The 12956-nt window shown below is 68.0% G+C and carries 12 protein-coding genes; 9 read left to right on the top strand and 3 right to left on the bottom strand.

Annotation, left to right across the window (positions count from 1 at the left end; genetic code table 11):
- Window positions 1-193 precede the first annotated feature (193 nt).
- From eccD to AB0N06_RS26095, 6 genes are all read left to right on the top strand, one after another.
- Entirely contained in the window at window positions 194-1696 is a 1503-nt protein-coding gene (gene eccD / locus AB0N06_RS26120; protein WP_366137131.1) for a type VII secretion integral membrane protein EccD, read from the top strand.
- A 278-nt stretch (window positions 1697-1974) separates the two neighbouring features.
- Entirely contained in the window at window positions 1975-2265 is a 291-nt protein-coding gene (gene rpsO, locus AB0N06_RS26115) for a 30S ribosomal protein S15 (RefSeq protein ID WP_189546018.1), read from the top strand.
- 309 nt (window positions 2266-2574) lie between these two features.
- On the top strand, window positions 2575-4788 hold the full coding sequence (locus AB0N06_RS26110; protein WP_366137100.1) for a polyribonucleotide nucleotidyltransferase: 2214 nt from the start codon (window positions 2575-2577) through the stop codon (window positions 4786-4788).
- Window positions 4785-6164, top strand: a complete 1380-nt coding sequence (locus AB0N06_RS26105; protein WP_366137099.1) for a pitrilysin family protein — start codon at window positions 4785-4787, stop codon at window positions 6162-6164. Before AB0N06_RS26110 ends, AB0N06_RS26105 begins: the two co-directional genes overlap by 4 nt.
- Window positions 6165-6188: 24 nt before the next feature.
- Window positions 6189-6941 carry a 4-hydroxy-tetrahydrodipicolinate reductase gene (gene dapB / locus AB0N06_RS26100; RefSeq protein WP_366137098.1) on the top strand — a complete coding sequence of 251 codons (753 nt, stop codon included), beginning with the start codon at window positions 6189-6191 and terminating at the stop codon, window positions 6939-6941.
- A gap of 14 nt (window positions 6942-6955) precedes the next feature.
- Entirely contained in the window at window positions 6956-7447 is a 492-nt protein-coding gene (locus tag AB0N06_RS26095) for a tetratricopeptide repeat protein (protein WP_366137097.1), read from the top strand.
- Window positions 7448-7864: 417 nt separating this feature from the next.
- On the opposite strand, the gene AB0N06_RS26090 is transcribed toward AB0N06_RS26095, so the two are convergent.
- Together AB0N06_RS26090 and AB0N06_RS26085 are read right to left on the bottom strand one after the other, a co-directional pair.
- Entirely contained in the window at window positions 7865-8416 is a 552-nt protein-coding gene (locus tag AB0N06_RS26090) for a hypothetical protein (RefSeq protein ID WP_366137096.1), read from the bottom strand.
- A gap of 93 nt (window positions 8417-8509) precedes the next feature.
- Window positions 8510-8746: a hypothetical protein gene (locus AB0N06_RS26085; protein ID WP_366137095.1), complete on the bottom strand. Its 237-nt coding sequence runs from the start codon at window positions 8744-8746 to the stop codon at window positions 8510-8512.
- 186 nt (window positions 8747-8932) lie between these two features.
- Here AB0N06_RS26085 and thyX point away from each other — a divergent pair, with 186 nt between their 5' ends.
- The 3 genes from thyX (at window position 8933) to AB0N06_RS26070 (ending at window position 12535) form a co-directional block, all read left to right on the top strand.
- The gene (gene thyX / locus AB0N06_RS26080) at window positions 8933-9670 is read left to right on the top strand and encodes an FAD-dependent thymidylate synthase (protein WP_366137094.1); all 738 of its coding nucleotides are present in this window, start codon (window positions 8933-8935) and stop codon (window positions 9668-9670) included.
- Window positions 9671-9822: 152 nt separating this feature from the next.
- The gene (gene dapA, locus AB0N06_RS26075) at window positions 9823-10722 is read left to right on the top strand and encodes a 4-hydroxy-tetrahydrodipicolinate synthase (RefSeq protein WP_366137093.1); all 900 of its coding nucleotides are present in this window, start codon (window positions 9823-9825) and stop codon (window positions 10720-10722) included.
- Window positions 10723-10849: 127 nt separating this feature from the next.
- Complete coding sequence (locus AB0N06_RS26070; RefSeq protein WP_366137092.1) at window positions 10850-12535, top strand: ribonuclease J; 1686 nt, start codon at window positions 10850-10852, stop codon at window positions 12533-12535.
- 144 nt (window positions 12536-12679) lie between these two features.
- Here the strand turns inward: AB0N06_RS26070 and AB0N06_RS26065 are convergent.
- A partial coding sequence (locus AB0N06_RS26065; protein WP_366137091.1) for a hypothetical protein occupies window positions 12680-12956 on the bottom strand: 277 nt, incomplete at its 5' end.

The following is a 12956-nucleotide window of genomic DNA, read 5'->3' as shown; positions in this document are numbered from 1 at the left end:
CGCCCCCGTGGCGACGGGCTCCATCCGCGGGAGGATCCTACTGACGTACGGGATGACCCGAGAGCGGTAGGGTGTCGCGACGCGTGTAAGCATCCGCTAACTACCGTAAGGAAACGGTCATTCGGAGCGCGAGCGAGGCCCGCGATCCCGAGGTTCGTTTCAGGAGAACAATGAGGGGGAGCAGCAGGTGACCATGACGGCCCAAGCGGCAGCCACCGGATCCGGTCGGCCGGGTCCCGGAGTTCCGGCCGGCAACGGAACCGGTTTCTGCCGGGTCACGGTCGTCGCGCCCGACAGCCGCGTCGACGTGGCGCTGCCCGAGGACATCCCCGTCGCAGACCTGTACCCGGAGATCCTCCGGCTGTCGGGACAGAGCCCCGCCCAGGGCGCTCCGGTCGGCTATCACCTGGTACGTCGCGACGGCACCGTCCTCGACAGCGGGCGCACCCTGGCCGGTCAACGCATCCTCGACGGTGAACTGCTGTCCCTGCGTCCCTTCTCCGAGTCGCTGCCCCCCGCGGTCTTCGACGACGTCTCCGACGCCGTCGCCACCGCCGTCGCCCGGGACCGCACCCTCTGGGGCGACAGCCTCATGCGCGGAGCCGGGCTCTTCGGCGGGTCGCTCCTGCTGGTCCTGCTCGGTTTCGTGCTGTGGACCTCCGCCCCCCGGCACGACATGCACGGCCTGCCGGGCGTCCTTGCCGCCGTCATCGCCGTACTCGCTCTCGCGCTCGCCTGCGTACGCGCGCGTGTGTACGACGACCGGGGATCGTCCACGGCTCTGGGGATCGGCGCGCTCACGAACGCCGCGGTCTCCGGTGCAGGGCTGCTGCCGCTCAGCGAGGGTCAAGGCATCGGCAGGCTGCAGTTCCTGCTCGCCTGTGCCGCCGTGCTGGTGACGGCGGTAATCCTCATGATCGCCGCTCCCGGCGGGGACGGTCTCTTCGTCGCGTTCGTGTTCGCCGCCGCCATCGGCTTGCTGGTGACGTTCATCGCGATCATGACCGGCATGGAGCCTGTCGAGACCGCGGCGGTGTGTGCCCCGCTCTCCGTGGGTGTCCTCGCCTTCCTGCCCGGTCTCTCCACCCGCTTCGCCCGCCTCCCCATCGGCTTCGAGCCGCCCCGTACCACCGTCGGTGACTACGGGACGTCCGAACCGGCGCCGCAGGGCCCGGTCGACGCCGACCGTATTGCCGCCCAGGCGCGGCGCGGCCACGAACTGCTCGTCGGCCTGGTCGGCGGATGCGCGCTGGTGGCCGTGGGCGCCGCAGCCGTCCTGGGGTTCTCGGACAGCGTCTGGGGCCAGCTGTTGGCGCTCGCCACCGGAGTCGCCATGCTGATGCGCTCCCACCTGTTCCGCTACACGGCCCAGGTCGGCTGCGCCCTGGCGGCGGGTCTCGGCGCACTCGTACTCCTGGGCCTCGGCCTGTCACTCAATCCGCCGACCGACATGCTGCGCGAGGCCGTCGCGGGGGACAGCACCGCGCTCGACATCCGTACGATCTGGCTCACCGCAGCCGTCGCGGGCGCCGCCGCCCTGATCACTGCCATAGGGCTGATCGTGCCCCGCAAGGGAGTCACCCCCTTCTGGGGGCGCTTCCTGGAGATCGCCGAAGCGTGCGTGCTCCTGACGCTGATCCCCCTGTGCCTCGCCGTTTTCGACCTTTACCACTCGATCCGCGCCCTCACCAGCTGACCCTGCGGGCCGGCTCGGCCAAACCCGGCTCAGCCGGACAGAAACAAGCCCGTCCGGCGATCGAGGACACCGTGGCGCCGGGGAGTCCTGGGGGCACCGCCCCCAGGCAAACCGGCTCCGCCGGCCTGGTACGCTGTGTGACGGCCGTTTGTGTACGCGCCCCCGGATCATCCTGAGGGCTGCGCTCATCGGACCTTCGCCCCCGAGTAACGGAAGACCCCCTGAGATCAAGACCAGGGGCACTCGTGGGCGCATCGAACATCAAAGAGGAGTACCGCGTGTCGCTCGACGCCGCTACGAAGAAGCAGATCATGGCCGAGTTCGCCACCAAGGAGGGTGACACCGGTTCCCCCGAGGTCCAGGTGGCCATGCTCTCCCGCCGGATCTCGGACCTGACGGAGCACCTCAAGACCCACAAGCACGACCACCACTCCCGTCGTGGTCTGCTGATCCTGGTCGGTCAGCGCCGCCGCCTCCTGCAGTACCTGGCCAAGAAGGACATCCAGCGCTTCCGTGCCCTGGTCGACCGCCTCGGCATCCGCCGCGGTGCGGCCGGCGGCGCCAAGTAAGACGCCGTGAAGGGAGCGGTTCCCACGACTGAGGGAGCCGCTCCCTTTGCTGTATGCACGGGACGTGTCCGGCTCGCCCGGACGACCGGAATGCCAAGCTGAGCCGATTCTCAGTAACCTGGTCCCAGAACGTCCTACAGACGAGCGAGAAGCAGCCTCCCCGCCGCCGGTCCTCGGTAGTGGCCCCCGGACACAGCAACCCGGGTGCTTCGATCGAAGACCGGCCCGCCGATGGAGGGCTTCTCCGCTACCGTCCCCCGCCACACGGGCGTGGGGGCGAGAAGACGATATGTATCGGAGAAAACGCTAGTGGAGAACGAGACCCACTACGCCGAGGCCGTTATCGACAACGGAACCTTCGGCACCCGCACCATCCGCTTCGAGACGGGCCGCCTGGCCAAGCAGGCCGCCGGCTCCGCCGTTGCGTACCTGGACGACGACACCATGGTGCTGTCGGCCACCACCGCGTCCAAGAAGCCCAAGGACCAGCTGGACTTCTTCCCCCTCACGGTCGACGTCGAGGAGCGGCAGTACGCCGCCGGCAAGATCCCCGGCTCCTTCTTCCGCCGCGAGGGCCGCCCCTCCGAGGACGCCGTCCTCACCTGCCGTCTGATCGACCGGCCGCTGCGCCCCTCCTTCAAGAAGGGCCTGCGCAACGAGATCCAGATCGTCGAGACGATCATGGCGCTCAACCCCGACCACCTGTACGACGTGGTCGCGATCAACGCCGCCTCCTGCTCCACGCAGCTGGCGGGCCTGCCCTTCTCCGGCCCGATCGGTGGCACCCGTGTCGCCCTGATCAAGGGCCAGTGGGTCGCGTTCCCGACGCACACCGAGCTCGAGGACGCCGTCTTCGACATGGTCGTCGCCGGTCGCGTCCTCGAGGACGGCGATGTCGCGATCATGATGGTCGAGGCCGAAGCCACCGAGAAGACCATCCAGCTCGTCAAGGACGGCGCCGAGGCCCCGACCGAAGAGGTCGTCGCCGCCGGTCTCGAGGCCGCGAAGCCGTTCATCAAGGTCCTCTGCAAGGCCCAGTCGGACCTCGCCGCCAAGGCCGCCAAGCCCACCGGCGACTTCCCGGTCTTCCTCGACTACCAGGACGACGTCCTGGAGGCGCTCACCGCCGCCGTCAGCACCGAGCTCGCCAAGGCGCTCACCATCGCCGGCAAGCAGGAGCGCGAGGCGGAGCTGGACCGCATCAAGGAGATCGCCGGCGAGAAGCTGCTCCCGCAGTTCGAGGGCCGCGAGAAGGAGATCTCCGGTGCCTACCGCGCGCTGACCAAGAAGCTGGTCCGCGAGCGCGTCATCAAGGACAAGGTCCGCATCGACGGTCGTGGCGTCACGGACATCCGTACGCTCGCCGCCGAGGTCGAGGCCATCCCGCGCGTGCACGGCTCGGCGCTGTTCGAGCGTGGGGAGACCCAGATCCTGGGCGTCACCACCCTCAACATGCTCCGCATGGAGCAGCAGCTGGACACCCTCTCCCCGGTGACCCGCAAGCGCTACATGCACAACTACAACTTCCCGCCGTACTCCGTCGGTGAGACCGGCCGCGTGGGCTCGCCCAAGCGTCGCGAGATCGGCCACGGTGCACTCGCCGAGCGCGCCATCGTGCCGGTGCTGCCGTCGCGCGAGGAGTTCCCCTACGCGATCCGCCAGGTCTCCGAGGCGCTGGGCTCCAACGGCTCGACGTCCATGGGCTCGGTCTGCGCCTCCACCATGTCGCTGCTGAACGCCGGTGTGCCGCTCAAGGCCGCCGTCGCCGGTATCGCCATGGGTCTGATCTCCCAGGAGATCGACGGCAAGACCCACTACGTCGCCCTGACCGACATCCTCGGTGCCGAGGACGCGTTCGGTGACATGGACTTCAAGGTCGCCGGCACGAAGCAGTTCGTCACCGCGCTGCAGCTCGACACCAAGCTCGACGGCATCCCCGCGTCGGTCCTGGCCGCCGCGCTGAAGCAGGCCCGTGACGCCCGCCTCCACATCCTCGATGTGATGAACGAGGCCATCGACGTCCCGGACGAGATGTCCCCGAACGCCCCGCGGATCATCACGGTCAAGATCCCGGTGGACAAGATCGGTGAGGTCATCGGCCCCAAGGGCAAGATGATCAACCAGATCCAGGAGGACACCGGCGCCGACATCACGATCGAGGACGACGGCACCATCTACATCGGTGCCCAGCAGGGCTCGCAGGCCGAGGCCGCCCGCGCCACGATCAACGCGATCGCCAACCCGACCATGCCGGAGGTCGGCGAGCGCTACCTGGGCACGGTCGTCAAGACCACCACCTTCGGTGCGTTCGTCTCCCTCATGCCGGGCAAGGACGGCCTGCTGCACATCTCGCAGATCCGCAAGCTCGCCGGTGGCAAGCGTGTGGAGAACGTCGAGGACGTGGTCGCGGTCGGAGCCAAGGTCCAGGTCGAGATCGCCGAGATCGACTCCCGCGGCAAGCTCTCCCTCATCCCCGTGATCGAGGGCGAAGAGGACGAGAAGAAGGACGACGCCGCCAAGTGACGTCCCGTAGTTCCGTGACGACGGCCCGCGCCTCGAAGGAGGCGCGGGCCGTCGCCCGTACCCAAACGCTTCTCAAGGGCAGCAACGGCGTCGGCACCGTCCGCCGGACGATCCTCCCCGGCGGTCTGCGGATCGTCACCGAAACCCTGCCCTCCGTACGTTCCGCCACCTTCGGGATCTGGGCCAACGTCGGATCACGCGACGAGACACCCACGCTGAACGGCGCGACCCACTACCTCGAGCACCTTCTCTTCAAGGGCACGGACCGGCGCAGTGCCCTCGACATATCGTCCGCGATCGACGCGGTCGGCGGCGAGATGAACGCCTTCACGGCGAAGGAGTACACCTGCTATTACGCGCGGGTCCTCGACACCGACCTGCCGCTGGCCATCGATGTCGTCTGCGACATGCTGACCGGCTCGCTGATCGCCCCCGAGGATGTCGACGCCGAGCGCGGCGTCATCCTCGAAGAGATCGCGATGACCGAGGACGACCCGGGCGACTGCGTGCACGACCTGTTCGCGCACACGATGCTCGGCGACACCCCCCTCGGACGCCCGGTCCTCGGCACCGTCGACACGATCAACGCGCTCAGCCGCGGCCAGATCGCCCGCTTCTACAAGAAGCACTACGACCCGACCCACCTGGTCGTCGCCGCGGCGGGCAATGTCGACCACGCCACCGTCGTCCGCCAGGTCCGCCGGGCCTTCGAGCGTGCCGGCGCGCTGACCCGCACCGACGCCGTCCCGGTCGCACCGCGCCAGGGATCCCGCACCCTGCGCACCGCAGGCCGGGTCGAGGTACTGAACCGCAAGACCGAGCAGGCCCACGTCGTCCTCGGCATGCCCGGTCTGGCCCGCACCGACGAGCGCCGCTGGGCACTCGGGGTACTCAACACCGCCCTCGGCGGCGGCATGAGCTCCCGCCTCTTCCAGGAGGTACGGGAGAAGCGCGGCCTCGCCTACAGCGTGTACTCGTACACCTCGGGCTTCGCTGACTGCGGACTCTTCGGCGTGTACGCGGGCTGCCGGCCCAGCCAGGTCCACGACGTCCTGAAGATCTGCCGTGACGAGCTCGACCGGGTAGCGTCCGACGGACTGAGCGACGAGGAGATCGGCCGCGCCATCGGCCAGCTCTCCGGCTCCACCGTCCTCGGCCTGGAGGACACCGGTGCGCTGATGAACCGTATCGGCAAGAGCGAGCTGTGCTGGGGCGAGCAGATGTCGGTCGACGACCTGCTGTCCCGGATGGCGCAGGTCACGCCCGATGACGTCCGGGCGGTGGCGGGCGAAATCCTCGGACAGCGACCGTCGCTCTCCGTCATCGGTCCGCTCAAGGACAAGCAGGCCGGCCGCCTCGACGAAGCGGTCTCCTAACTCCACCCGTAAGGAAGCAGAGCAATGAGCAAGCTGCGCGTGGCCGTTCTCGGCGCCAACGGCCGCATCGGATCGGAAGCCGTACGAGCCGTCGAGGCCGCCGACGACATGGAACTGGTGGCCGCTCTCGGCCGAGGCGACAGGCTGGAGACCCTCGCCGAGAACGACGCCCAGGTCGTGGTCGAACTCACCACGCCCGGGTCGGTGATGGGGAACCTCGACTTCTGCATCCGGCATGGCATCCACGCGGTCGTCGGCACAACCGGCTGGACCGACGAACGGCTCGCGCAGCTGAACATCTGGCTCTCCGGCTCCCCGGAGACCGGTGTGCTCATCGCGCCGAACTTCTCCATCGGCGCAGTCCTCACCATGAAGTTCGCCGAGCAGGCAGCCCGCTACTTCGAATCCGTCGAGGTCATCGAACTGCACCACCCCAACAAGGTCGACGCCCCGTCCGGCACCGCCACCCGCACCGCTCAGCTGATCGCCGAGGCCCGGCGGAAGGCCGGCTGCGCACCGCAGCCGGACGCCACGGCCACGGCGCTCGACGGCGCCCGCGGCGCGGACGTGGACGGGGTCCCGGTCCACGCGATCCGGCTCCGCGGCCTCCTGGCCCACCAGGAAGTGCTGCTCGGGAGCGAGGGAGAGACCCTCACCATCCGCCACGACTCCCTGCACCACAGCAGCTTCATGCCGGGCATCCTGCTCGGCGCACGCCGCGTGGCGACCACCCCGGGCCTCACCTTCGGCCTGGAACACTTCCTCGACCTCAACTGACTGAGCCCACCGCCATGCGCGCAAAGATCACTTATCTCGTCACCGCTGCCGTCCTGGTCTTCTACTTCGTCCTGGTCGGCAGCCGCGGCGTGCTCCTCATCGAGAACGGCACGCTGCTCACGGTCACCTTCGGGGTCGCGGTGCTGATCCTGCCGGTGATCGGTATCTGGTTCCTCTGGAAGAACACCCAGTTCGTCCGCAGGGCCAACGCCCTCGCTGCGGAGCTGGACGCCGAGGGCGGCCTGCCGGTCGACGAACTGGTCCGTACCGCGGGAGGCCGTATCGACCGCGACTCGGCCGACGCGGTGTTCGCACGGCGCCGCGAGGAGACCGAGGACTCCCCGGACGACTGGCGCTGCTGGTTCCGCCTCGCCGTCGCCTACCAGGACGCCCGGGACACCCCGCGCGCCCGCAAGGCCATGCAGCGTGCCATCGCCCTGCACATGAACCCGACGCCGACGGGCGCACCGGGCTCGGCCGCCACCTCGGTCCCGTCCGACAACTGAGGACATCGTTCGAGCGCGTACGGAGGCCGAGAACAGAACCGGCCGCCGTGCGCCACGTCCATGCCGCAGCCGAGACGGGTGTCTCGCACACGGCGCCTCACCCGCGGGTACGTACGCCGCCGCGTGCCTTCATCCCAAGGCAAGCGCTCATCAGGTGAAACACATTCTCGGTGCGGCAGCGCATGCGGCATGAGCAGAAGAGTTGGCATCCGCAGATGGCCGGCGTGCGACCGTGAGCACTCTTGTATGGGCGCGTAAACACGCGCCAACAGCGGTCACCGCAGTGCTTGGCCGGCTGCCCGCCGCACCTCCCGGAGGCGGGCGCGTGGGAGAGTTCATTCGCGATCTCGACGCCGCTTTCCGCGCCTGAGGGCGATCAGATACCGGAGGCCCGCGGAGGGAACGACGGGACAACCCTCAACCGCGGCGGTACTCGTCCCCCCACGCCTCGATCGTGTCGGCGGCCCGGTCGAACGCCTCGCCCCGCCCGAGGAAGTCCGCATTGCAGTTGGTGAGCAGCGGCGGCACGGCCTCGCCACCCTTCCGTACGACGATCAGAGCCTGACCCTGCACGGTGCGTGGGAATCCGAGCCACCTCACCGGCTGCTGCACCGTACGGACCGTGGCGGCACGGTCCCACGGCACGGTCGTCGTCACCAGGAAGCCCACACGCCGCACCCCGTGCCGGCTCACCCAGGCACCCACCCGCAGCAGTCGCAGGGCGCAGAAGATCACCACAAGGGCGAGCCCGACACACAGGGCCGCCCCGGGCATCGCCCCGGCAAACGCGGTGACCATGCCCGCGATGAGCACGAACGAGGCGAGCAACAACAGGATGGCCGCCGCCGCGACCCGCCACGGCCCGGGGCGGTAGGGGCGCCGCCAGCTGTCGTGGTCGTCGAACGGCAGCGCAATGTCCTCAGCGCTCGCGTCAAATGCGCGGTCGGCCGTCAGAAAGGGCAGGGGCACGACTGATCCTCACTCACAAGCATGCTCGATTGCTGTGCCCGGTGAGGCTACCGAGCAGGCCCCCGCCCCTACCACCCCAGGGGTCCGTACGAGTCAGCGGTGGGCGGCCTCGGTCTGCTGGCTGTGCGACGGAGCCTGCTCCGGGGCAAGGGCGGGAAGGCCGAGGAGCAGCGATCCGGCGAGACCGGCGATCACGGTCAGCCCCACGAGGGAGCGGGCCGCCAGCTGCGAGACGGTGGCGCGCTCCCGGGGTGGCGGGGCGACATTGCTGCGGAATCGGTCGGCCTCGGCCACGAAAGCGAACGGGACGGCTTCACGCCGGCGGAACATGAGGAAGCTCTCCTTGAACTCTGATAGAGGTGGTGCTATTGAGTCAGACGCACGGCGGGCCCGTTCGGTGCCCCGAATCGCCGAATTCGCCGAAGAAATCCTCGGACGGAGCTTCTGAGGCACGTTGTCAGCGGCGGCCCGTAGAGTGGGCGCCGCCCGAGCGACGCAATTGGAAGGACCCCGCCGGTGACCGAGACCCCCGAGCCCGCAAAGCCCAGCTTCCGCAGCGATGTGACCGTCGAGCTGGTGAAGCACTCCGCGGCCGACTCCGACGTCCTGTTCGCCGCCCGTGTCTCCACGGCCGGAGAGCAGTCCCTCGAAGAGGTCACCAAGGACCCGGAGCGCTCGAAAGGACTCATCAACTTCCTGATGCGGGACCGTCACGGATCCCCGTTCGAGCACAACTCGATGACGTTCTTCATCAGCGCACCGATCTTCGTGTTCCGCGAGTTCATGCGCCACCGCGTCGGCTGGTCGTACAACGAGGAATCCGGCCGCTACAGGGAGCTGGAGCCGGTCTTCTACGTTCCCAGCGAGGCCCGCAAGCTCGTCCAGCAGGGCCGCCCCGGCAAGTACGAGTTCGTCGAGGGCACCGCGGCCCAGCAGGAGCTCACCGGCCGCGTGATGGAGGACTCGTACCGCCAGGCGTACGAGGCGTACCAGGAGATGCTCGCCGCCGGCGTCGCCCGCGAAGTCGCCCGGGCCGTGCTCCCGGTCGGCCTGTTCTCGTCGATGTACGCCACGTGCAACGCGCGCTCACTGATGCACTTCCTCGGTCTGCGCACCCAGCACGAGCTGGCGAAGGTCCCGTCCTTCCCGCAGCGTGAGATCGAAATGGTCGGCGAACAGATGGAGGAGCACTGGGCGCGGCTCATGCCGCTCACCCATGCAGCCTTCAACAAGAATGGACGCGTAGCCCCGTAAGCGGTGTCCGTATTGCGACGTTTCGTGAAGTTCATCTAGGCTGATCAAACGGACCCGGCACTGCTTGAACCCCCGAGCAGGCAGTGCCGGGCTCCTCTCCCTTGTCCCCCCGAGGGACGACCGGGCGCTGAGCAGCGAGTAGCGTGTTACCCATGGCTCCGATCTCCACTCCGCAGACTCCCTTCGGGCGGGTCCTCACCGCCATGGTCACGCCCTTCACGGCGGACGGCGCACTCGACCTCGACGGCGCCCAGCGGCTCGCCGCCCACCTGGTGGACGCAGGCAATGACGGCCTGGTCATCAACGGCACCACCGGCGAGTCCCCGACCACCAGTGACGCGGAGAAAGACCAGCTCGTACGGGCGGTCTTGGAAGCTGTAGGGGACCGGGCCCATGTCGTTGCCGGCATCGGCACCAACGACACCCGCCACAGCATCGAGCTCGCCCGCACGGCCGAGCGCTCCGGCGCCCACGGCCTTCTCGCGGTCACGCCGTACTACAACAAGCCGCCGCAGGAAGGCATCTTCCGCCACTTCACGGCGATCGCGGACGCCACCGGTCTCCCGGTGATGCTCTACGACATTCCCGGCCGCAGCGGTGTGCCGATCGACACAGAGACGCTGGTCCGGCTCGCCGAGCACCCGCGTATCGTCGCCAACAAGGACGCCAAGGGCGACCTCGGCCGCGCAAGCTGGGCCATCGCTCGGTCCGGCCTCGCCTGGTACTCGGGCGACGACATGTTGAACCTCCCGCTGCTCTCGGTCGGCGCAGTCGGCTTCGTCTCCGTCGTCGGCCACGTCGTCACCCCCGACCTGTGTGCCCTCATCGAGGCGTATCTCGGCGGCGACGTCCAGAAGGCCACCGAGATCCACCAGAAGCTCCTGCCGGTCTTCACCGGCATGTTCCGCACCCAGGGTGTGATCACCACCAAGGCCGCATTGGCGCTCCAAGGTCTGCCCGCAGGCCCGCTGCGCCTCCCTCTGGTGGAACTCACCGCACAGGAAGCGGCCCAGCTCAAGATCGACCTCGCCGCCGGCGGGGTACAGCTGTAACCACAGACTTCACAACTGAATAAGCGAAGAACACTCACAAGAGCGACGTCAGAGAACAGCAAGTGCACGAATGACATGCACGCCACGTGCCTCAGCGGTACGTGGCGTGCGTGGTAAGGAGAGTCTTTTGAGTCATCCGCATCCCGAACTCGGCACCCCGCCGAAGCTCCCCAAGGGCGGCCTCCGCGTCACCCCGCTCGGCGGCCTCGGCGAAATCGGCCGCAACATGACGGTCTTCGAGTATGGCGGTCGCCTGCTCATCGTCGATTGCGGAGTGCTCTTCCCCGAGGAGGAGCAGCCCGGAATCGACCTGATCCTGCCCGACTTCTCCACGATCCGGGACCGCCTCGACGACGTCGAGGGCATCGTCCTCACGCACGGCCACGAGGACCACATCGGCGGCGTCCCGTATCTGCTGCGCCTGAAGCCGGACATCCCGCTCATCGGATCCAAGCTCACCCTCGCACTGATCGAGGCGAAGCTTCAGGAGCACCGGATCCGTCCGTACACCCTCGAGGTGGCGGAAGGCCAGCGCGAGCGCATCGGCGTCTTCGACTGCGAGTTCATCGCGGTCAACCACTCCATCCCGGATGCCCTCGCGGTCGCCATCCGCACCCCCGCGGGCATGGCCGTCGCGACCGGCGACTTCAAGATGGACCAGCTCCCGCTGGACGGCCGTCTCACCGACCTGCACGCCTTCGCCCGGCTGAGCGAGGAAGGCATCGACCTCCTCCTCTCCGACTCGACGAATGCGGAGGTGCCCGGCTTCGTACCGCCCGAGCGGGACATCTCCAACGTCCTGCGCACGGTCTTCGCGAACGCCCAGAAGCGCATCATCGTGGCGAGCTTCGCCAGCCACGTGCACCGCATTCAGCAGATCCTGGACGCGGCACACGAGTACGGCCGCAGGGTCGCCTTCGTCGGCCGCTCGATGGTCCGCAACATGGGCATCGCCCGCGACCTCGGCTATCTGAAGGTCCCCGCGGGCCTGGTCGTCGACGTCAAGACCCTCGACGACCTGCCGGACGACGAGGTCGTGCTGGTCTGCACAGGCTCGCAGGGCGAGCCGATGGCCGCGCTGTCCCGGATGGCCAACCGCGACCACCAGATCCGGATCGTCCAGGGCGACACGGTGATCCTGGCGTCGTCGCTGATCCCGGGCAATGAGAACGCGGTCTACCGCGTGATCAACGGCCTGACCCGCTGGGGCGCCAACGTGGTCCACAAGGGCAACGCCAAGGTCCATGTCTCGGGCCACGCTTCGGCCGGCGAACTGCTGTACTTCTACAACATCTGCAAGCCGAAGAACCTGATGCCGGTGCACGGTGAATGGCGCCACCTGCGGGCCAACGCCGAACTGGGCGCCCTTACCGGTGTTCCCAAGGACCACATCGTCATCGCCGAGGACGGCGTCGTGGTCGACCTCATCGACGGCAAGGCCAAGATCGTCGGCAAGGTCCAGGCGGGTTACGTCTACGTCGACGGCCTCTCGGTCGGAGACGTCACCGAGACCTCCCTCAAGGACCGCCGCATCCTCGGCGACGAAGGCATCATCTCGGTCTTCATCGTGGTCGACAGCACATCCGGCAAGATCACGGGCGGCCCCGACATCCATGCCAGGGGTTCCGGTATCGACGACTCGGCATTCAGCGCCGTCGTACCGAAGATCGAGGAAGCGATCAACAAGTCCGCCCAGGACGGCGTGATGGAGCCGCACCAGCTGCAGCAGCTCGTCCGCCGCACGATGGGCAAGTGGGTCTCCGACACCTACCGTCGGCGCCCGATGATCCTCCCCGTCGTCGTCGAGGTCTGACCCTCCGACAGGCGCGAACTCCGGAGCGGGGCCCCCGATTTGCATCGGGCGCCCCGCTCCAGTACGTTTACGGCTCCGCCTGACCGGGAAGCAGTCGGCGCACTCGTGCGCAGCGGCAGCCCCGAGCAGGTCGGAAATTCCGACTCAGAACTTCTGATAAAGTCGGATCCGCCGAAAGGCAAAGGCCACTCCAAAGGTCACCGGAATCAAATTCGGACCGGAAACGGAAACGAAAAAGAGTCTGGTAAGGTTGGAACCGCCGGAAAGGGAAACGCGAAAGCGAAGAACTGGAAAGCGCAGTAACAAATCTTCTGCTTCGCAGAGGGCCCGCTTCGACCGGGAATCGGACACGAAAGAGTCTGATAGAGTCGGAAACGCAAGACCGAAGGGAAAGCCCGGAGGAAAGCCCGAGAGGGTGAGT

The organism is Streptomyces sp. NPDC051020 (assembly GCF_040683105.1).
GTDB lineage: Bacteria > Actinomycetota > Actinomycetes > Streptomycetales > Streptomycetaceae > Streptomyces.
The sequence above is the reverse complement of the archived record's forward strand: the minus strand, read 5'-3'. Positions and strand labels throughout refer to the sequence as shown.